The organism is Chlamydia crocodili (assembly GCF_018343815.1).
In the GTDB taxonomy this organism is placed as follows: Bacteria; Chlamydiota; Chlamydiia; order Chlamydiales; family Chlamydiaceae; genus Chlamydia; species Chlamydia crocodili.
Genome location: NZ_CP060791.1, coordinates 245,009 through 265,424, shown reverse-complemented (window position 1 = coordinate 265,424; position 20,416 = coordinate 245,009). Strand labels below are relative to the sequence as shown.

Genomic DNA, 20,416 nt, shown 5'->3' with positions numbered 1-20,416 from the left:
AAGTTTAAGAAGAAGGGAAAAGTTTTTCCAAGAACCTATCTATATGAAATTCTTCAAGATCCCCAATAAGTTCGCCGTAACCGACGAATTTTGTAGGGATCTTCAATTGTTTCGCTACGCGAAACAAAGTTCCACCCTTAGCAGAACCATCAACTTTAGTAAGGATTAGTCCAGATAGAGGAATAGTATCGTGGAAAACACGAACTTGCTCAATAATGTTTCCCCCTAAAGTTGCATCTATAGTCATGAGCCTTTCGTGGGGAGATCCTGGATGCACTTTATCGCAAACGGAAACAATTTTTGATAGCTCATTCAATAAATTGGTATGAGTATGTAAACGACCTGAAGTGTCTATAAGTACACGATCGTAATCTCGGGATATAGCAGAAGCAATGCCATCGTAAGCAATAGCGGCAGGATCGCCACCAGGTTTTCCAGATACAAATCCACAACCTAATTTTTCAGCCCAACAACGCATCTGATCCATGCCCGCACTACGAAAAGTGTCGGTAGCGACAATCATGACTTTTTCTGATCGAGATTGATAATGGTGTGCTAGCTTAGCCACTGTTGTGGTTTTCCCAGATCCATTTGTTCCTAACATTAAGGATACAAAGGGTTCTTGTATGTTAGAGGGCTCTATACGAGGAAGATTGGCTACTGTTTCACGAAGTAACGCGCAGACAAGATCTTTAACGGTAGATTCATCGGGCTTGCGGCACTTACGTAATCGAGAACACAGCTCTTCAGTTAGATCTGAACCAAAATCTGCTTCATAAAATAAACTTTCTGTAAATTCTAGAAGATCTGTAGAGAGGGATTTTTTAAATAAAGACTGAATCTTGCTACTAAAGAACTTGAACACAGATTAGAGCAAAGTTAGTTGAAGTAAAAGAAATGATACAAGATAAGGAGGAAAATTCAAAGGGTTATTTATGCACCTTCATGAATACCAAGCTAAGGATCTTTTAATTTCTTACGATATTGCTATTCCTCCTTATCGTGTAGCCTCTTCTCTTGAAGAAGGGCAACAGATACTTAAGGAGTTGGGTATAAGCGCAGGCGTTGTTAAAGTACAAGTACATGCGGGAGGTCGAGGGAAAAATGGTGGTGTAATCGTTGCTAAATCTTCTTCTGATATTTTGGCAGCTATTGAGAAGTTATTACATATGCGTTTCGTAAGCAACCAAACTTCTGGAGAAGCCCTTCCCGTAGAGAAAGTTCTTATTACCCCTTTGGTAAATATTGCTACTGAGTATTACCTCGCAGTGATTATGGATAGGAAAAACCGTTGTCCAGCGATTATGTTATCAAAAGCAGGCGGTGTTGATATCGAAGAAGTTGCCCAGAAATATCCTGATCAGCTGCTTACGGTACCTCTAACGCCTTTTGCTCGTATATACAATTATCAACTTCGACAGATTATTAAATTTATGAATTGGGAGGGGGATATAGGGAAACAAGGTGTACAGCTAATTAAAAAGCTTGTGCAATGTTTCTATGATAATGATGCTTTTCTTCTTGAAATCAATCCTTTAGTACTTACTCAAGAAGGAGATCTTCTCGTTTTAGATGCTAAAGTAACTATTGATGACAATGCTCTATATCGTCATCCGAAACTTGAAGTATTATACGATCCTTCTCAAGAAAATGTCCGCGATGTACTTGCTAAACAGATAGGACTTTCCTACATTGCTCTAGAGGGCAATATCGGCTGTTTAGTAAACGGTGCAGGATTAGCTATGAGCACGTTAGATATTCTTAAAATTCATGGTGGATCTGCAGCGAATTTTCTTGATGTAGGAGGAAGTGCTACAGAGCAGCAAATCCAAGAAGCTGTTTCTTTAGTGCTCTCAGATGAAAATGTAGAAGTTCTTTTTATCAATATCTTTGGTGGAATTATGGATTGTTCTGCGGTTGCCTCAGGACTGATTGCTGTTATGCAAACCAGAGAAAACATCATTCCTACAGTAGTGCGTTTAGAAGGAACAAATGTAGAATTAGGAAAAGATATTGTACAACGTTCAGGAATCCCCTGCCAATTCACAGATTCCTTAAATGAAGGTGCACAGCTTGCTGTAGCATTAAGTAAACAAGTTTAAGGAGCTCTATGTTTTGCTCATTAAGTAAACAAATACCGATAATCACTCAAGGAATTACAGGTAAAGCAGGTTCATTTCATACTGAGCAATGTTTAGCTTATGGATCTAATTTCGTTGCTGGAGTGACTCCAGGAAAGGGAGGAACTGAGCATTTAAATCTTCCTGTTTATGATTCTGTATTAGAAGCAAAACAAGCTACTAATTGCCAGGTAACAATGATTTTTGTTCCTCCTGCTTATGCTGCAGAAGCTATTCTAGAGGCTGAGGATGCGGGGATTGATCTAATTGTCTGCATTACGGAAGGTATTCCAGTAAAAGATATGCTCGAAGTAAGCCATGTTATGCAATATAGTGCTTCTCGACTTATAGGTCCTAATTGTCCAGGAATTATTAAACCTGGAGCATGTAAAATTGGTATTATGCCAGGATATATCCATCTTCCTGGAAATGTAGGTGTGGTTTCTAGATCAGGTACTTTAACGTATGAAGCTGTTTGGCAGCTTACACAACGGAGCATAGGACAAAGTGTATGCATTGGCATAGGGGGAGATCCTCTAAATGGAACTTCATTTATTGATGTCCTTGAAGAATTTCAAAATGATTCTCAAACAGAGCTTATCTTGATGATTGGAGAAATCGGAGGTAGCGCTGAGGAAGAAGCTGCAGAATGGATCCAAACCTACTGCACGAAACCCGTTGTAGCCTTTATTGCAGGGGAAACTGCTCCTAAAGGGAAACGCATGGGACATGCCGGAGCTATCATCTCAGGAAATTCTGGAGATGCAAAAAGTAAGAAAGAAGCTTTAAGAAGAGCGGGAGTCTCTGTGGTTGAATCTCCAGCCCTCATCGGAGAAACTGTAGAAGCTGTATTTCGTTCGCTGTAGTGTTTGTAAGCTATTTATCTATAATTGCTTACATATGTAATTACAGTATATTTTTTATAATCATAGGAGTTTATAAATTTAGGAAAATAGCTCACTATTTCTTCTTTTTTCCAGATTCTTTTTAAGAAGATATAAATTCACATCCTGAAACTTCTTAAGATAAAAATTCTTTGTAGTAATATCTTGCTACAATATAATTCGCTTTTCGTGATTATATTCGAAAAGGCATGTGACTTGCTATACTTTATAAAGTACGCATTTAAAAAGTATTAGGATTTACAGTCTTTCAAAAACATGAGCACGAAATCTAGAAAGAATCTAGAGCCTACCTATAGGGAAAAAGGTATGACGAAGAAGCCAATATATTTACTATTAGCCACAGCAATGTTTTTAAGTATTCCGACGCTTTCTCTTTCAGGATTCGCTGCTGTGAAAAAAGATACGCGGATAGCAGAAGTGCCTCAAGAGGTTCTTCTAAAGGAGATTTCCGGAGGATTTTCTAAGGTTGCCGAGCAGGCAACTCCGGGTGTTGTTTATATTGAGAGTTTTCCTAAATGTAATCGTCCTGTAAATCCTGCACCAGGACGTCGTGGACCTTATGACAATCCTTTTGATTATTTTAATGACGAGTTTTTTAATCGTTTTTTCGGTCTGCCTACGCAGAAAGAACGTCCCATGTCCAAAGAGGCTGTTCGTGGTACAGGATTTATAGTTTCTTCAGATGGTTACGTGGTTACCAATAATCACGTTGTTGAAGATGCAGGTAAAATTCATGTTACCTTGCATGACGGTCAAAAATATCCTGCTAAGGTTATAGGCTTAGACCCTAAAACAGATTTAGCCGTTATTAAAATTAACGCTGATAAGCTCCCTCATCTTACTTTTGGGAATTCTGATAATTTAAAAGTAGGAGATTGGGCTATAGCTATTGGCAATCCTTTTGGTCTACAAGCTACGGTAACCGTAGGAGTAATTAGTGCAAAAGGTAGAAATCAGCTGCATATTGCAGATTTTGAGGACTTTATACAAACGGATGCTGCTATCAATCCAGGAAACTCTGGAGGACCTCTTCTTAACATCGATGGAAAAGTTATAGGTGTTAACACTGCAATTGTAAGTGGTAGCGGGGGCTATATTGGTATTGGTTTTGCTATTCCTAGTTTGATGGCTAAGAGAATTATTGATCAGTTAATCAGCGATGGTCAAGTAATTCGTGGATTTTTAGGAGTTACTCTACAACCTATAGATGCTGAGCTAGCAGCCTGTTATAAACTAGATAAAGTTTATGGAGCTTTAGTTACAGATGTTGTTAAGGGATCCCCAGCACATAAAGCTGGATTAAAGCAAGAGGATGTGATTATCGCTTACAACGGTAGAGAAGTAGAATCTCTCAGTGCATTCCGTAATGCGATTTCCTTAATGAATCCCGATACACGTGTATTACTTAAAGTGGTCCGTGAAGGACAGGTTATAGAAATTCCTGTTATTGTTTCTCAGGCTCCTCAAGATGATGGCGTTTCCGCTTTAAATCGTGTAGGCATTCGTGTACAAAATCTTAATCCAGAAACAGCTAAGAAATTAGGTATGGCTCCTGATAGTAAAGGTGTGCTTATTGTTGCTGTTGAAGCTGGTTCGGTAGCAGGATCTTCAGGAGTTACTCCAGGACAACTTATTTTAGCTGTAAATAGACAAAAGGTTTCTACAGTAGAAGAATTGAATTCTGTTTTAAAAGATGGAAATAACGAAAGTATTCTTCTTATGGTCTCGCAAGGAGAAGTGATTCGCTTTATTGTGTTAAAACCAGAAGAATAAGCCTATAGTTCATAAGCTTAATCCATGAAAGCACTCTCTTAGAGAGTGCTTTTTTTTATGCTTTTCCTAATTTATCAAGAAGAAGGCAAATAGAGAGGAAACCATTTTTTATTTGTTCTAAGGAGAAGTTTTCTTCAGCAGCATGAATAGCATCACTTAAATACGATGTACCACAAATGATAGGCTCTGTTTTCGACATCTCACCAAGTAGTGAGGCAATGGGGATGGTTGCTTCCATAAATAATCTAAGACAAGGTTCGTGGTAGAGCTCAGAATAAATTTCTTGCAATGCTACAACAATAGGAAGATTCGGAGAACTTCTCCATCCTGGTGACCCTTCAAAGATCTCATAAGAAAATTTTAATGTAGGGGGAACAAGATTTTTTAAATGTTGAATAACTTGTTTTGCTGTTTTCTCTGGATTTTGATTAGGAACTAGCCTGCAAGAAAGATAGGCAGTAGCTTTATGAGGAATGACAGTTTTAAATCCTGGTCCTGTATACCCACCAGAGATTCCATTGATTTCTAAGGTAGGGTATAAACTTAAAGCTTCTTCAGCAGTTGTTGCAGGAGCATATAAAGTAGGACAAAAACCTAAAGTTTTCTCTCCATCTTTTAAAAGATTTCCTTTAGGAATATCACAGAATTCACTTTCTTTCGGGAGAGAAACATCATTGTAGAAACCTTCCACGGCAATCGAATTATCACTATGGTGTAATTTGGCAAGCATTTCTGCTAAAGCCCTGTTTACATTATAAGCTATACCACCGAAGATACCCGAATGCATATCTTTGCTACCTTCTTCTAACGTGACTTTCATTGTTACTAAGCCACGTGCTCCAATGCTAACAGAAGGAGATTTTGCAGAGGAGAACCCACCATCAACAATTAAGAAATAGTCTGCTTGCAAAGCTTCCTGTTTTTCTTTAACAAAACTTTTTAGGGCAGGGCTATCGCTTTCTTCTTCACCTTCAATAATCCATGTAATATTGACAGGGAAGCTTTTTCTAGATTGGTAATAATGTTCAAGGGCTTTCCATGTATAAAAGCACTGTCCTTTATTATCGGAAGCTCCACGAGCTATAAGCCGTTCTCCTTCCCTTCTCATGGTAAAGGGATCTGCTAACCATCCATCAGCAAGATCCGCAGGTTGCACATCATAATGATTGTAGAGAAGTAGAGTAGGAGCTGTCGAACCTGCCTTATGGTAAGTAGCGTAGATTATAGGAGGGTGACCTGGTTTTTCCCATAATTCTATTGAGAATATATCTTTAAGATTGTCAACTAGGAAATCTGCACAACTTTTGCAACTGGCGAGGCAATTAGGATCTGCAGATATAGAACGAAAATGAAGAAAATCTGAAAATTCCTTGAGCAATTTTTCATAATGACTTTCAAAATAATTGAGATCATTGTTCATAACTTTCCCTAGGAGTTATTGAAAATAATACCCAAGGTAACTTAACTTTGTTTTGCTGAAAAGTAAGAACATTATAGTGTAATTAACACTATAAATTTAAAAAATGATGGAGAACACCTAATGTATGACATTAGGGATTTGGACAGAGTATGAAAGCTGGAGATACATATAGAAATTTCATCGTTAAATTAAGTCAGGATCTCCCTGAGATAGAAAGTAGATTGCTCGAGGTAGAACATAAACCCTCAGGCGTTTCTATTATGATGATTATCAATAATGACGATGAAAATGTTTTTAATATCTGCTTCAGAACTTGCCCGCAAACTTCTAATGGTGTAGCTCACGTTTTAGAGCACATGGTCCTCTGTGGTTCTGATAATTATCCAGTGCGCGATCCATTCTTCTCCATGACGCGACGTAGTTTAAATACGTTTATGAATGCTTTCACAGGAGCTGACTTCACTTGTTATCCCGCGGCATCACAAATTCCTGAAGATTTCTACAATTTACTTAGTGTGTATATAGACGCTGTTTTTCATCCCCTACTTACAGAAAATAGCTTTTTGCAAGAAGGATGGAGATACGAACTAAATCCAGAAAATGCCTTAACTTATACTGGTGTAGTTTTCAATGAGATGAAAGGCGCAATGATGTCAGGAGAATCTCGGTTATCAGAAGCTTTAAATGCGGCCCTATTTCCTTCAGTTACTTACGGAGTAAACTCTGGAGGCGAGCCTAAGGATATTCTTACACTTTCTCATGAGAGTATAGTAGCCTTCCATCAAAGCCAATATACTCTTGGGCGTTGCTTATTTTACTTTTATGGAAATATTAAGCCTTCTAGACATTTAGATTTTCTCGAAGAAAAACTTCTTCGTCATGTAGGTAAATTAGAAAAACAAACGGTTTCAGTTCCTCTTCAAAAAAGATTTAAAGAGCCTGTTAGAAATATTCTTAAATATCCTTCGGATAGTCAAGATCAAGATAAGGTACTTTTTGGCTTGTCTTGGTTGACATGTTCAATACTGGATCAGCAAGAGTTATTAGCTTTGCATGTTCTTGATGTTGTCCTTATGGGTACAGACGCTGCTCCTCTAAAATCTCGATTATTAAAATCAGGCTTTTGTAAGCAAGCAGATATGGGAATCGATAGTGAGATCCGTGAAATTCCTATCACTATTGTTTGTAAGGGGTGTTCTCATGGAGGTGCTCAGAAATTAGAGTCCTGGATTTTTGCTTGTCTAGAAGAGATCATAAGAGAAGGAATTCCTAGTAATCTTATTGAGGCTGCGGTACATCAATTAGAGTTGTCAAGGAAGGAAATTGCTGGTTACTCTCTACCATACGGATTATCATTGTTTTTCCGTTCGGGGCTATTACGACAACATGGAGGTCATGCTGAAGATGGATTAAGAATCCATAGTCTATTTGCAGATCTTCGAGAAAAATTAAAACAACCAGATTATCTTCCAAAGCTTATTAGGAAGTATTTCTTAGATAATCCACATTTTGCTCGTGTGATCCTTCTGCCTGATTCTGATTTGATTTCTATAGAAAATCAAGAGGAGCAATCTCTTCTTAAAGAAATTCAGGAGAAGCTCTCTCCAGAAGATGTAGAAAAAATACGCCTGACTTCTAAAATTTTAGAAGAATATCAAGCACAGCATGAAGATCTGGATAAGATTCTTCCTAATTTTTCTTTGGATAAAGTTCCTAACTCAGGAAAAGAATATAATCTTGTTAAGGAAAATGTCTCTTGTGGAGAGGTTCTTCATCACGATTGTTTTACTAATGATTTAATTTTTGCAGAGTTGGTCATGGATCTTCCTCCTCTGTCTGCTGAAGAATTGCCTTGGTTGCGTTTACTTGTTTTTCTAATGCTACAATTAGGGTGTGCGGGGAGATCTTATAAAGAGCAATTAGAGTTTCTCCTAGAACATACGGGAGGCGTAGATGTTTCTTATGAATTTTCTCCACATGCAAATAAAAATGTTCTGTTATCACCTTCAATAGGTATTCGTGGAAAAGCTTTAGCTTCCAAAGCTGATAAGCTATTTCAAGTTATGGGAGACACATTAACAAGTGTCGATTTTACAGATGTCGCTAGAATCAAAGAGCTGCTTATGCAGCATAATGAAGCATTAACAAATAGCGTGCGTAATAGTCCTATGGGTTATGCTGTTAGCATGGCTTGTATGGATAAATCTATATCAGCAACTATGTCCTATTTAGCTTCAGGATTACCTTATGTAGATAAGATTCGTAGTTTAACGAGTGATTTCGATAAGGAGGTAGATAGGATTGTTGATGTTTTACAGTCTTTATATAAAAAATGTTTCTTCGGTAAGCGACAGCTAATCCTAAGTGGTAGCAATGCAAATTATCAACATTTACATGAGAATAATTTCTATGGAATTTTAGATGTAGAAGGTCAACCGCATGAGCCATGGATAAATCCTTCTATAGATATCTCTCTAGCATCACAAGGATTATATATTCCGGCTCGTGCAGCATTTAATGCTTTAGCTTTTCCTATTGGAGATTTACCTTATGATCATCCAGATGCCGCAGCTCTTACTGTAGCTGCTGAGATCCTTGATAATACCGTCTTGCATACAAAAATCCGCGAACAAGGAGGAGCGTATGGGTCAGGAGCTGCTGTAAATCTTGGTAGGGGAGCATTTTATTGTTATAGCTATCGTGATCCAGCAATTTTTGATACCCATCAGGCATTTCTTCATGGTATTGATGAAATTTCTAAAGGAAATTTTTCAAATGAAGATATTCATGAAGGAGTTCTCGGAGTTATCCAAAATTTAGATTCACCAATAGCTCCCGGAAGTCGTGCATCTACGGGGTATTACAGATTACGTTGTGGAAGGGTCCCTGCTTTACGGCAAGCATTTCGTAGAGCTGTTCTTAGTGTAACAAAAGAACATATTTGCTCTGTTATGAAGAAATATTTAAAAGATTCTATGAGTAAAACAACATTTATTTCCTTCGCCGGAAAAGAAATGCTTGAAGACAATGCAACGAATTTTGATCAAGAGTTACCCATCAAATCAGCTTTATAAGATATCAGAGTTTATCTTCTTGCAATAAGGAATCTTCCATAGGCAGTTCCTTTTCTTCGTAACTTGGTAATAAAGAGTTTGCTGGATTATCAATAGGAGATGGGTCTTCTATCTTATGTAAGGAAGAAGACACTTCTAAATCTTCAAATTTCCTTAATGTTGGTAATACCCGATGCTGTAAACTAGAGGACATATCATTGTAACTTTGCACAGCATTATTAAGATTTTTCCCAATCTTATGAAAATGATTGAAGACTATGTGTAGACGGTGGTGCAGCTCTTTTCCTAACTGACCTATTTCTTGAATTTGCTTTTGTAGATTTTCTTGTTTCCACATATGGGCAATAGTTTTTAGTAATGCCAATAGTGTTAAAGGTCCTGATAAAATAACATTAGAGGTTGCTGCAACATCGATAAGCTCAGGAGCAATACGTAGAGCGTCATTAAAAATACTCTCTCCAGGAAGAAAAAGAATCACAAATTCTGGGGAATAATGAAATTTTTCCCAATAGCTTTTGGATTTTAAAGTTTTAATATGATCTTTTATCTTTCCTACAAGATCGGATTTATCAGAAGTATCTTGAGAAAAATACGTTTCTGAAAATGGAGCTTTCGAATCTATAATCAAACAGCGCTCGTGAGGGAGGCGGATAATCATATCAGCGCGTGCTGAACCTTGAATATCAGTAGCTTGAGTTTCGTAATCACAATATTTCAGCATCCCAGAAAGTTCTAAAATTCTTTCTAATTGAATTTCTCCCCAACGACCACGTGATCCTGGATGTTTTAAAATATCTGTAAGCGCTTGTGTTTCTTTCTCAAGCTTTTTCTCAGCAGCGAGAAGATGAGTAATTTGTTCTTTTAGGGAACCGCGATCTTCAGCATGCTTAGTTTCGAAAGTTTCTAAGTTTTGCTTAAAAGCTGTCAATGTAGCCTGAACAGGAGTTAATATAGACTCAATGCTCTTAGATTTTTCAGAAAAGTAGCTTTGCGTTTCTTCTTTCATTTCTTTGATAAGAGATTGTGAAGACACCGCGAGCTTATTGCTGAAATCTTCCATGAGCTGTTCTTGACGACGTGATAGTTCTAAAGAATTTTTAAGAAGTTCATTTTCATGCTCTAAATTTCTCCTCAATGTAATCTGAGAAGCTTCTCTTCTTCGATAGTAAAGAGAAGATAAAGAAATCCCTAAGCCAAAGGCCATGAGAGCAATAGTAATATGCGTTATAGAATCCATCATTGACGTTTTTTCTTTCCTTGATATGTGATCGCAAAAATGGGGAAAACTACTAAAATATATAACCAAGAAACTAAGAAAAATACTTCAGTAAAGTGATCAACAAGACCTAGAAAGAATAAGCATGCTACTAATCCCGTAGTGACGACAAGTAAAAAAGAGGACACTTTAAAGCGTAGGTTTTTGATTCCAGGAAACTTCCATGGAGAGATCATTAAACTTCCAATAAAAAGTAACCCTAAAGAAATCAAAACAACACGTAGTTGTACTGGTAATACCGTTGAAAAATCAGAAGCTATAAATAAAGCTAAAGAGACAACGCAAGCTGCTGCTGCCGGAATAGGTAAACCAATAAAACACGAATGTCGTGTCGTATCTGCAGGCTTTTTAGAAAATAAATTATAACGAACTAATCTTAAGACGCCACATAGTGAGTAAATAATAGAAGTTACGAGAAGAAGGGAGGAAAAAAATCCTCCAGCATACACACCATCAAGGCTTTTAATTGCAATGAGCGGAGGTGCTATTCCGAATGTCACAGCGTCGGAAAGAGAGTCAAATTGTGCACCAAAAGCACTTTCTGCTTTCATAATGCGGGCAATAGCACCGTCAGAAAAATCTGCAATCATTGCACTGATTAACAAAAGCGAAAGACCTTGTAAACGATGCAATAGTTCTACAGACGATGACGTCTTTAAAACACTCTTAAAAATAATGAAAAGTCCACAACAGAGGCCAAAAGCTGTGATAGCATTAGGAGTTACTACACGGCGTTTGCCTCGGATCTCTGATTCCAATTCTGCCATGAAAATTCCAGAAGTTCGTTACGGCCTTAGCATAATATATTCATCTAAAATCAACAAGTTTTTGCCGAAAAGATCATTACATATCTAAGTTGAAAAAAGCTCCTCAGAAGCATATTTTTTTCCGGAGAATGAGAGTACTTTTCAATTGCACGAAACGCTGTCTATTCCTATATATGGTATACAAGCGCATAATGTTTCACTACATATTGGGTTTTCTAGAAGAAACACCTTCTAGGAAGGGGAGAGTTTTCTCTAAGTTTTTTGATCTTCAGCAGCGAGAGATTTCCCTGATTTTTTCCTAAGTGATTAGTCGAATTCCGTTATTGCTTACAAAATTGCTTACAAATACTTATTTGAATCGAAAATACAGCTGTTAGGGGATGACATATGGTCGAGGTAAAAGAGAAACATTATACTATTGTAAAACGTAATGGCATGTTTGTTCCCTTCAATCAGGATCGAATATCACAAGCTTTAGAAGCTGCTTTTCGTGATACACGTAGTTTAGAAAATACCTCTCCTCTACCTGAAGATTTAGAAAATTCTATTTCGGATATCACTCATCGAGTTGTTAATGAAGTAGTTCAAAAGATTAGAGATGGCCAGGTTGTTACTGTTGAACGTATTCAGGATATGGTAGAGAACCAGTTATATGTAAATGGCTTACAAGATGTTGCTAGAGATTATATTATTTATAGGGATCAACATAAAGAGCAACGTGAGGGGTCTTGGCACTGTATTTCTGTAATACGTAGGGATGGAAATAGTGTAAGATTTAATCCTATGAAAATTTCAGCAGCTTTAGAGAAAGCTTTTAGATCTACGCAAAAAATTACTGATATTCCTCTTCAAGAGATTCTTTCTGAGATAAATGAGCTGACTAATAAAATTGTTGAAGAAATTTTAGCAGTTTGTTCTCCGGAACAAACTATCGATATAGAAGCTATACAAGATATTGTTGAAAAACAATTAATGGTGGTTGGTTATTATGATGTTGCAAAAAATTATATTTTATATCGAGAAGCACGTTCTAGAATTCGTGAAAATAAACAGAATATAACTACACAAGAAGAAAGTATTGAAGAAGTCTATGATGTTGTCAAAAGTGATGGAACTACTTACCAAATAAGTAAACCTCAATTGACTAATAAATTTGTTTGGGCATGTCAAAGATTTCCTGAAACAACAGATCCTCATACGCTTGCCTCTATGGCATTTGCAAATTTCTATTCCGGAATAAAAGAATCAGAAATTGTTTTAGCATGCATTATGGCAGCACGAGCCAATATAGAAAAAGAACCAGACTATGCCTACGTAGCTGCGGAATTGCTTACTGATGTTGTTTATCAGGAAACAATGGGGAAAAGTGCTACGGATTCCAGTCTCGTTGAAGCGCAGAAGCAGTGTTTTAAAAATTATATTCTAAACGGGGAAAAGTATCGGTTAAATCCTCGTTTAAAAGAGTATGATCTTGATGCACTTGCTGAGGCTTTGGATATATCTAGGGATCGTTTATTCTCTTATATGGGCGTACAAAATCTTTATGATCGTTATTTTAATCAGCATGAAGGGCGCAGATTAGAAACAGCACAGATTTTTTGGATGCGTGTTTCTATGGGACTTGCATTAAACGAAGGTGAAGATAAAACTTCATGGGCAATTACTTTCTATAATCTATTGTCTACATTCCGCTATACACCAGCAACACCCACACTATTTAATTCTGGAATGCGTCATTCGCAATTAAGTTCTTGTTATTTATCTACCGTACAGGATGATCTCGCGCACATTTACAAAGTTATCGCAGATAATGCTATGCTTTCTAAATGGGCAGGAGGAATTGGCAATGACTGGACAGGAGTGCGTGCTACGGGTTCTTTGATTAAAGGAACTAACGGAAAAAGCCAAGGTGTCATTCCCTTCATCAAAGTAGCTAATGATACAGCAATTGCTGTGAATCAAGGTGGCAAGCGTAAAGGAGCCATGTGTGTATATCTAGAGATTTGGCACCTAGATTATGAAGATTTCTTAGAATTAAGAAAAAACACTGGTGATGAACGTCGACGAACCCATGATATCAATACTGCCAGTTGGATTCCTGATTTATTTTTCAAACGTTTAGAGCAAAAAGGTACATGGACGCTATTTAGTCCGGATGATGTCCCTGGACTGCATGAGGCATACGGTTTTGAATTTGATAAGCTTTATGAAGAATACGAAAGAAAAATAGATACTGGGGAAATCAAGTTATATAAGAAGATCCCCACCGAAGACTTGTGGCGTAAGATGCTAAGCATGCTCTATGAGACAGGGCATCCTTGGATGACATTTAAAGATCCTTCAAATATCCGTTCCGCACAAGATCATACCGGTGTTGTTCGTTGTTCGAATCTATGTACAGAAATTTTATTAAACTGCTCGGGAAGCGAGACAGCGGTTTGTAATCTAGGTTCTGTCAATTTAGTAGAACATATTGAAAATGGAGATATTAATGAGGAGAAACTCGGAGAGACTATTTCTATAGCTGTCCGTATTTTAGATAACATTATTGATCTTAACTTTTACCCAACTCAAGAAGCAGCTAATGCAAACTTAACACATAGAGCTGTGGGTTTGGGAGTCATGGGCTTTCAAGATGCTCTGTACAAACTTAATATCAGTTATGCGTCTACAGAAGCTGTAGAATTTGCTGATAAGAGTTCAGAATTAATTGCTTATTATGCATTGCTGTCCTCTAGTTTATTAGCAAAAGAACGGGGGACATACAGCTCTTATAAGGGATCTAAATGGGATCGAGGCTATCTACCACTCGATACTATAGAGTTATTAAAAGAATACCGTGGAGAAGAAAACGTTCTCATGGACACTTCGTGTCGCAAGGACTGGACACCTGTTCGCGAAGCTATCAAATCTTATGGTATGAGAAATAGCCATACTATGGCAATTGCCCCAACAGCAACTATTTCTAATATTATTGGAGTTACTCAATCAATAGAACCTACATACAAGCATTTATTTGTAAAATCCAATCTTTCTGGAGAATTTACAATTCCTAATGTGTACCTAATTGAGAAACTCAAGAAATTAGGATTATGGGATGCTGATATGTTGGATGATTTGAAATATTTTGATGGGTCCTTGTTAGAGATCGAACGCATTCCCGATGATTTGAAAAAAATCTTCCTTACAGCGTTTGAAATTGAACCCGAATGGATGATTGAATGTGCTTCTAGAAGACAGAAATGGATCGACATGGGGCAGTCTCTCAATCTATATTTGTCAGAACCTAACGGTAAAAAACTTTCTGCTATGTATCTCACAGCATGGAAAAAAGGACTGAAAACCACGTATTACTTAAGGTCCTCCGCAGCTACCTCTGTAGAGAAATCGTTTACTGATATTAATAAACGAGGAATTCAACCTCGATGGATGAAGAATAAGTCAGCTTCTACGAGCATTGTCGTAGAAAGAACTAAGGAAACACCCGTCTGTTCTCTCGAAGAAGGTTGTGAATCTTGCCAGTAATACAAAAGAGAAGGATGGAAATAATGGAAGCAGATATTTTAGACGGTAAATCAAAACGCGTTCAGTTAAATAGCAAACGCTTGGTTAATTGTAATCAGGTAGATGTGAATCAGTTAGTCCCAATTAAGTATAAGTGGGCATGGGAACATTACTTAAATGGGTGCGCGAATAACTGGCTGCCGACAGAAGTCCCAATGGCTCGTGATATCGAGTTATGGAAATCTAATGATCTTTCCGAAGATGAGCGTCGCGTAATTCTCTTGAATCTAGGATTTTTCAGTACAGCGGAAAGTTTAGTAGGGAATAATATTGTATTGGCTATTTTCAAGCACATTACAAACCCTGAAGCACGTCAATATTTATTGAGACAAGCATTTGAAGAGGCTGTACATACGCATACTTTTCTTTATATTTGTGAGTCTTTAGGGTTGGATGAGGCAGAAGTTTTCAATGCCTATAATGAACGTGCAACTATTAAGGCTAAGGATGATTTCCAAATGACCTTAACAGGGGATGTTTTAGATCCCAATTTCTCAACTGATTCTGTAGAGGGATTGCGTCAGTTTATTAAGAATTTGGTAGGCTATTACATCATTATGGAGGGAATTTTCTTCTATAGCGGTTTTGTGATGATTCTTTCTTTCCATCGCCAAAACAAAATGACAGGAATAGGAGAACAATATCAGTACATCTTACGAGACGAAACTATTCATTTGAATTTTGGTATTGATCTTATCAATGGTATTAAAGAAGAGAATCCTGAGATATGGTCGCAAGAACTTCAAGATGAAATCGTAGCTCTTATTCAGGAAGCAGTAGATCTGGAAATCGAATATGCTAGAGATTGCTTGCCACGAGGTATTCTAGGGTTAAAATCTTCAATGTTTATTGATTATGTTCGTCATATTGCCGATCGTCGTTTGGAAAGAATTGGTTTGAAACCTATTTATAATTCTAGGAATCCATTCCCTTGGATGAGTGAGACTATTGATCTTAATAAGGAGAAAAACTTTTTTGAGACTCGTGTAACGGAATACCAAACTTCTGCAAATTTGAACTGGTAATTTCTCTTTAAAATAGTTTTTTAGATGTCTTAGCGACTTTCAGGTTTCTGAAAGTCGTTTTTTTTATGTTTAGAAATCATTTTCAATCCTTTTTTCTTGAAAAGAAAATCCTTAGAGAAAACTAAGATAGCTTTTATAATTTACTGAGATATAAGTTCTTATTATTATTTCTAAATGAAGCCTCAAGATTTAAAAGTTCCTTTTCTTTGGGAAGAACGTAGTACCGAAATAAAGGATGGAATCCTCTATATTCCCGATCACTATTTTAAACATGATCAATTCATTATGCCATCATGGGAGGAGCTTTTTAAAAATAATAATCCCATTTCCTGTGAACTGTGCTCAGGGAATGGTGATTGGATAGTTTCCCAAGCTCAAAATATGCCAAATATGAATTGGATAGCTGTTGAAAGACGCTTTGATCGTGTGAGGAAAATCTGGTCGAAAATGCATAATTTTCATGTTAGTAATTTGCGGATTGTTTGTGGGGAAGCTCAAACATTCTTTCGTTACTATCTTAAAAATGAGATTCTACAACGTATAGTTGTTAACTTCCCTGATCCATGGCCCAAGTCTCGTCATCGTAAACATCGTTTATTTCAAGATGAGTTCATGAATGATGTTGTTAGAGTATTGATAGAGTCTGGAATCTTAGTTCTTGCTACAGACGATAAAAACTATCTTCTTGAAGCTATCAAGATTATGAGACAGCATTTACTTCCTGCAATGGAAGATCCTTACTATTGTAAGATGCTGGATAACTATGGAGATTCTTGGTTTGAAAGGTTGTGGAGATCAAAGGGACAAGAAATTTTTTATACAAAATTTATAAGGAAAGTTGGGATATAGCTGACTTGAACAGCTGACCTTCACGATGTCAACGTGACGCTCTAACCAACTGAGCTAATACCCCGAACTTGGGCACAATGTTATCGAGAAAAGAGTATCTTTGCAATAGGCTTATTGATGTTTAAAGGAATAGGATTACTTCAAGGAAATGTTGTTCGCTTATCTCATGAAATTTTTCAAGAGATTCTTACTCCTGGAGATACTGTTGTTGATGCTACTTGCGGTAATGGGAAAGACTGCTTGATTTTAGCTAGACTATTAAAAGGGAAAGGAAAACTTGTAGCCTATGATGTGCAAAGAGAAGCCTTGGAAAAGGCTTCTCTTTTATGTTCCAGCTCTCTCTCTTCTGAAGAAAGATCTATTATAGAATTTAAAGAGATGTCTCATGAGTATATCAATGAAGCGGGTGCCAAGTTATTTCACTATAACTTAGGCTATCTTCCAAACGGTGATAAGAGTGTTACTACTTTAGAGACATCAACTCTTGTTAGTGTTCAAAAGGCACTTGATTTAGTGGCTCCTCGCGGCATGATTACGGTCGTATGTTATCCGGGGCACGAGGAGGGAGCGAATGAGATGGTAGCTGTTGAAAGACTTGCGAGTGGATTAGACTCTAGATTTTGGGAAGTAGGATCTTTCTATATTATGAATAGAAATAAAGCTCCAAGACTCTTAATTTTCCGTTCTCTTAAGGTAGACGATAAGGAATGATACGGATTTCTTCTTCTAAACTAATTCCCTGAGATTTTAATTTATCTCGAACCATCTGAATAAGCTCTTTAACTTCATAAGAAGTGGCTCTCCCTGTATTCACAATAAAATTTGCATGCTTCGGAGATATTTGCGCTCCTCCTAAAGAAAAGCCTTTTAAACCCGCTTCATCTATTAGCTTACCAGCAGAATTCCCTGGAGGATTGCGGAAAATACACCCAGCAGAGGGTTGTTGGTAAGGTTGAGAGAGAAGTCTATTTTGAAGTAGATCTTTAGCTATTTGTACAGACGAAGTGTTTTTTGATATACGGAAGGTTGCAGATAAGATAAATTCGTTACGATTTTGAAAACGTGATTTTCGATAACCGAATTCTAATTCTTGCGCTTGGTATGAAAGGATTTCTCCGTTAGAGTTAATCACTTCTACGCTTTCAATTACTGATGCTGTATCTTGGTTACCAATACCAGCATTCATAAATACTGCACCTCCAACAGACCCAGGGATGCCTACGGCAAATTCTAATCCTGAATATCCTGATGTGGAAAGGGTTTTACCTAAAAAAGAAAAAGACATCCCTGAATATACTTTAATAGTAGTGTCTGAGAGAAATTCTTTTCCTTGAATACTATTATATAAGACAAAGCCATCAAATCCTTGATCATCGAATAAGCAATTAGAACCTTTGCCCACAATAATGAAGGGATGGTTTTGACTATGTAAAAATTGAATAACTTGTTGCGCCTCACTTGCTGAGTGAACCTCTTTGAAGTAATTCGCAGGACCTCCAATACGGAATGTAGAATACTTACTTAACCAAACACTACGACGAACTGAAAAAGGAAAATGAATGACAGTAGATTCTTTCACGTTTAGGATTCCAGGTAAGTTTAAGATACAGTTAGGTCTAACAACATACTAATGAAGTTTCTGGATGTGTTTCCGGTATAGATAAACGAAAAATATCATTTAAAACTGCGTGAATAAAAGTACAAGCCTCAATATAGCTAAATTTTTTTACCAGCCTTGTAGCCTCAGCAATTAAAATAGCGGTATTTACGGGTTGACCATGGAAATGCTCGAAAAGCGTTAAACGTAAAACATTTTTCTCCATCAAAGTCAGTTTCTCAAAAGAAGTATTTTTAACTGTTTGAGCAATTAATAAATCCAATTCAGGAGACTTTGCAAGAATTTCTTTTGAAAAATTTAAAGCTGAGGAGGCGTGTTTTTGAGTCACAGCGGTCTCAGACATTAAAAGAGGAACAAGACTTTCTTCAGATGAGGGATCCATACCTAAGGCATAAAGCATCTGCAGCACAATCTCCCGCATTTTTTGTTTGGGGAGGGGACGAGAAATCTTGACGTAAGACCCTAAGGAGCTTTCAGGGGTCAGCGTAGACATTATGACACCAAAACAACGATGATTTATTAGTTATAAAAATACACTTTCAGTTTGCCAAATTAAGAACTTAGTATAGAAAGATGCGAAATGAGAAAGCATTAAGGTTATATTTTAGAAAGTTTTAAATGCAACAAAAAAGCATGCCTTCAGATTTGGTCCTAGAGCAGTTTTTATAACAATGTTGTAAAGACAAGTTTTGAAAAGATTAAAAATTTCTAAATAAGAGATAAAAAGTTGATAGACAAAGCACCAGACAATGGGATTTCAATTGCTTTTCTTTTATGGATACTCTAAGATCTTAGCTTTCTTGTCTAGGTAAGGGGAAGATTATTTCTATAGATTTTTCCCGTGGCAAGGTACTGGCCTCTGATCATTTAAAGAATCGTGTTAACGAGTAATCGGGATAGAGTGTGGCATTAAATTTAAAAATTAATAGACAGATACGAGCTCCTAAGGTCCGTCTTATAGGTTCTTCCGGTGAACAATTAGGCATATTGAATACCAAAGATGCCCTAGATTTGGCTAGAGAAGCTGATTTAGATCTTGTGGAAGTTGCTTCAAATAGCGAGCCACCCGTATGTAAAATTATGGATTACGGCAAGTATCGCTATGATCTAACGAAGAAAGAGAAAGATTCTAAGAAAGCTCAGCATCAAGTGCGTATTAAGGAAGTCAAATTAAAGCCAAATATTGACGAAAATGACTTTTCTACAAAGCTAAAGCAGGCTAGAGCTTTTATTGAAAAGGGAAATAAAGTAAAAATTACATGTATGTTCCGAGGTCGTGAACTTGCTTACCCAGAACATGGGCACAAAGTTGTGCAAAAGATGAGTCAAGGTCTCGAAGACGTAGGATTCGTAGAATCTGAGCCAAAATTAAATGGCCGTTCCTTAATTTGCGTAATGGCTCCAGGAACGGTGAAAACTAAGAAAAAGCAGGACAAAATCAATGCCCAAGATGAAAAGCAATAAGTCCGTTGCGGCGCGTTTTAAGTTGACAGGTTCTGGTCAGTTAAAAAGAACCCGCCCAGGGAAGAGGCATAAGTTATCAAAAAAATCTTCGCAAGAAAAACGCAACCTATCTAAGCAACCTTTAGTAGATAAGGGTCAGGTAGGAATGTATAAGCGAATGATGCTTGTTTAAGGATAAAAGGATTTTATTATGGTGAGAGCAACAGGTTCAGTAGCTTCCAGACGCCGTCGTAAGCGTATATTAAAACAGGCTAAAGGTTTTTGGGGAGATAGAAAAGGCCACTTTCGTCAAAGCCGATCCTCTGTAATGAGAGCTATGGCATTCAATTACATGCATAGAAAAGATCGTAAAGGCGATTTCCGTAGTCTTTGGATAGCTCGTCTTAACGTGGCTTCTAGAATAAATGGTCTATCTTACAGCCGTTTAATTAACGGATTAAAATGTGCTGGGATCGATTTAAATAGAAAAATGCTATCCGAAATGGCTATTCATAACCCAATAGGTTTTACAGAAGTAGCCAATCAAGCGAAAAAAGCTTTAGAGGCAACTGTTTAGGAAAC

At 37.2% G+C, this 20,416-nt stretch carries 17 protein-coding genes and 1 tRNA gene; 11 read left to right on the top strand and 7 right to left on the bottom strand.

The window, feature by feature from the left end; translation table 11 throughout:
- Positions 1–4: 4 nt before the first annotated feature.
- Positions 5–865, bottom strand: a complete 861-nt coding sequence (gene ftsY / locus H9Q19_RS01200; protein WP_213241446.1) for a signal recognition particle-docking protein FtsY — start codon at positions 863–865, stop codon at positions 5–7.
- Between the two features lie 70 nt (positions 866–935).
- Between ftsY and sucC the strand changes: the two genes are divergently transcribed.
- The 3 genes from sucC (at position 936) to htrA (ending at position 4,798) form a co-directional block, all read left to right on the top strand.
- Positions 936–2,102 carry an ADP-forming succinate--CoA ligase subunit beta gene (gene sucC, locus H9Q19_RS01195; RefSeq protein WP_213241444.1) on the top strand — a complete coding sequence of 389 codons (1,167 nt, stop codon included), beginning with the start codon at positions 936–938 and terminating at the stop codon, positions 2,100–2,102.
- An 8-nt stretch (positions 2,103–2,110) separates the two neighbouring features.
- On the top strand, positions 2,111–2,986 hold the full coding sequence (gene sucD / locus H9Q19_RS01190; RefSeq protein ID WP_213241442.1) for a succinate--CoA ligase subunit alpha: 876 nt from the start codon (positions 2,111–2,113) through the stop codon (positions 2,984–2,986).
- Positions 2,987–3,331: 345 nt separating this feature from the next.
- Positions 3,332–4,798 carry a serine protease HtrA gene (gene htrA / locus H9Q19_RS01185; RefSeq protein WP_213241440.1) on the top strand — a complete coding sequence of 489 codons (1,467 nt, stop codon included), beginning with the start codon at positions 3,332–3,334 and terminating at the stop codon, positions 4,796–4,798.
- 55 nt (positions 4,799–4,853) lie between these two features.
- On the opposite strand, the gene H9Q19_RS01180 is transcribed toward htrA, so the two are convergent.
- The gene (locus H9Q19_RS01180; protein ID WP_213241438.1) at positions 4,854–6,218 is read right to left on the bottom strand and encodes a M20/M25/M40 family metallo-hydrolase; all 1,365 of its coding nucleotides are present in this window, start codon (positions 6,216–6,218) and stop codon (positions 4,854–4,856) included.
- Positions 6,219–6,367: 149 nt separating this feature from the next.
- Between H9Q19_RS01180 and H9Q19_RS01175 the strand changes: the two genes are divergently transcribed.
- Complete coding sequence (locus H9Q19_RS01175) at positions 6,368–9,292, top strand: insulinase family protein (protein ID WP_213241436.1); 2,925 nt, start codon at positions 6,368–6,370, stop codon at positions 9,290–9,292.
- A 4-nt stretch (positions 9,293–9,296) separates the two neighbouring features.
- On the opposite strand, the gene rmuC is transcribed toward H9Q19_RS01175, so the two are convergent.
- Positions 9,297–10,532 carry a DNA recombination protein RmuC gene (gene rmuC / locus H9Q19_RS01170; RefSeq protein WP_213241434.1) on the bottom strand — a complete coding sequence of 412 codons (1,236 nt, stop codon included), beginning with the start codon at positions 10,530–10,532 and terminating at the stop codon, positions 9,297–9,299.
- Positions 10,529–11,335: a CDP-alcohol phosphatidyltransferase family protein gene (locus H9Q19_RS01165; RefSeq protein WP_213241431.1), complete on the bottom strand. Its 807-nt coding sequence runs from the start codon at positions 11,333–11,335 to the stop codon at positions 10,529–10,531. Before H9Q19_RS01165 ends, rmuC begins: the two co-directional genes overlap by 4 nt.
- A 387-nt stretch (positions 11,336–11,722) precedes the next feature.
- Between H9Q19_RS01165 and H9Q19_RS01160 the strand changes: the two genes are divergently transcribed.
- The 3 genes from H9Q19_RS01160 (at position 11,723) to trmB (ending at position 16,773) form a co-directional block, all read left to right on the top strand.
- Positions 11,723–14,860: a ribonucleoside-diphosphate reductase subunit alpha gene (locus H9Q19_RS01160; protein WP_213241429.1), complete on the top strand. Its 3,138-nt coding sequence runs from the start codon at positions 11,723–11,725 to the stop codon at positions 14,858–14,860.
- Positions 14,861–14,883: 23 nt separating this feature from the next.
- Positions 14,884–15,924: a ribonucleotide-diphosphate reductase subunit beta gene (locus H9Q19_RS01155; protein ID WP_213241427.1), complete on the top strand. Its 1,041-nt coding sequence runs from the start codon at positions 14,884–14,886 to the stop codon at positions 15,922–15,924.
- Positions 15,925–16,098: 174 nt separating this feature from the next.
- Positions 16,099–16,773, top strand: coding sequence for a tRNA (guanosine(46)-N7)-methyltransferase TrmB (gene trmB / locus H9Q19_RS01150; RefSeq protein ID WP_213241425.1), 675 nt, complete (start codon positions 16,099–16,101; stop codon positions 16,771–16,773).
- Here the strand turns inward: trmB and H9Q19_RS01145 are convergent.
- Positions 16,764–16,837: transfer RNA gene (locus tag H9Q19_RS01145), tRNA-Val, on the bottom strand. The two genes, trmB and H9Q19_RS01145, sit on opposite strands and share 10 nt — an antisense overlap.
- 53 nt (positions 16,838–16,890) lie before the next feature.
- On the opposite strand from H9Q19_RS01145, the gene H9Q19_RS01140 reads away from it, so the two are divergent.
- Positions 16,891–17,484 carry a class I SAM-dependent methyltransferase gene (locus tag H9Q19_RS01140; protein WP_213241422.1) on the top strand — a complete coding sequence of 198 codons (594 nt, stop codon included), beginning with the start codon at positions 16,891–16,893 and terminating at the stop codon, positions 17,482–17,484.
- On the opposite strand, the gene murB is transcribed toward H9Q19_RS01140, so the two are convergent.
- Both murB and nusB read right to left on the bottom strand, forming a co-directional pair.
- Positions 17,462–18,352: a UDP-N-acetylmuramate dehydrogenase gene (gene murB / locus H9Q19_RS01135; protein ID WP_213241420.1), complete on the bottom strand. Its 891-nt coding sequence runs from the start codon at positions 18,350–18,352 to the stop codon at positions 17,462–17,464. The genes H9Q19_RS01140 and murB overlap by 23 nt on opposite strands.
- Positions 18,353–18,389: 37 nt before the next feature.
- Entirely contained in the window at positions 18,390–18,884 is a 495-nt protein-coding gene (gene nusB, locus H9Q19_RS01130) for a transcription antitermination factor NusB (protein ID WP_213241418.1), read from the bottom strand.
- Positions 18,885–19,294: 410 nt separating this feature from the next.
- Here nusB and infC point away from each other — a divergent pair, with 410 nt between their 5' ends.
- Genes infC through rplT form a run of 3 tightly spaced genes read left to right on the top strand, consistent with a single transcriptional unit; the run spans position 19,295 to position 20,411 of the window.
- Positions 19,295–19,855, top strand: a complete 561-nt coding sequence (infC, locus tag H9Q19_RS01125) for a translation initiation factor IF-3 (RefSeq protein ID WP_213241415.1) — start codon at positions 19,295–19,297, stop codon at positions 19,853–19,855.
- Positions 19,833–20,027, top strand: a complete 195-nt coding sequence (gene rpmI, locus H9Q19_RS01120) for a 50S ribosomal protein L35 (RefSeq protein WP_011006725.1) — start codon at positions 19,833–19,835, stop codon at positions 20,025–20,027. The genes infC and rpmI overlap by 23 nt, the downstream gene beginning before the upstream one ends.
- 18 nt (positions 20,028–20,045) lie before the next feature.
- Positions 20,046–20,411 carry a 50S ribosomal protein L20 gene (gene rplT, locus H9Q19_RS01115; RefSeq protein ID WP_213241413.1) on the top strand — a complete coding sequence of 122 codons (366 nt, stop codon included), beginning with the start codon at positions 20,046–20,048 and terminating at the stop codon, positions 20,409–20,411.
- Positions 20,412–20,416: the final 5 nt, after the last annotated feature.

Bases quoted from the DNA above. Each gene is read 5' to 3' on its own strand.
- trmB (WP_213241425.1), top strand. From the start codon at position 16,099: ATGAAGCCTCAAGATTTAAAAGTTCCTTTTCTTTGGGAAGAACGTAGT.
- H9Q19_RS01140 (WP_213241422.1), top strand. From the start codon at position 16,891: ATGTTTAAAGGAATAGGATTACTTCAAGGAAATGTTGTTCGCTTATCT.
- rpmI (WP_011006725.1), top strand. From the start codon at position 19,833: ATGCCCAAGATGAAAAGCAATAAGTCCGTTGCGGCGCGTTTTAAGTTG.
- H9Q19_RS01180 (WP_213241438.1), bottom strand. From the start codon at position 6,218: ATGAACAATGATCTCAATTATTTTGAAAGTCATTATGAAAAATTGCTC.
- H9Q19_RS01175 (WP_213241436.1), top strand. From the start codon at position 6,368: ATGAAAGCTGGAGATACATATAGAAATTTCATCGTTAAATTAAGTCAG.
- H9Q19_RS01160 (WP_213241429.1), top strand. From the start codon at position 11,723: ATGGTCGAGGTAAAAGAGAAACATTATACTATTGTAAAACGTAATGGC.
- htrA (WP_213241440.1), top strand. From the start codon at position 3,332: ATGACGAAGAAGCCAATATATTTACTATTAGCCACAGCAATGTTTTTA.
- rmuC (WP_213241434.1), bottom strand. From the start codon at position 10,532: ATGATGGATTCTATAACGCATATTACTATTGCTCTCATGGCCTTTGGC.
- rplT (WP_213241413.1), top strand. From the start codon at position 20,046: ATGGTGAGAGCAACAGGTTCAGTAGCTTCCAGACGCCGTCGTAAGCGT.
- sucC (WP_213241444.1), top strand. From the start codon at position 936: ATGCACCTTCATGAATACCAAGCTAAGGATCTTTTAATTTCTTACGAT.
- nusB (WP_213241418.1), bottom strand. From the start codon at position 18,884: ATGTCTACGCTGACCCCTGAAAGCTCCTTAGGGTCTTACGTCAAGATT.
- sucD (WP_213241442.1), top strand. From the start codon at position 2,111: ATGTTTTGCTCATTAAGTAAACAAATACCGATAATCACTCAAGGAATT.
- H9Q19_RS01165 (WP_213241431.1), bottom strand. From the start codon at position 11,335: ATGGCAGAATTGGAATCAGAGATCCGAGGCAAACGCCGTGTAGTAACT.
- H9Q19_RS01155 (WP_213241427.1), top strand. From the start codon at position 14,884: ATGGAAGCAGATATTTTAGACGGTAAATCAAAACGCGTTCAGTTAAAT.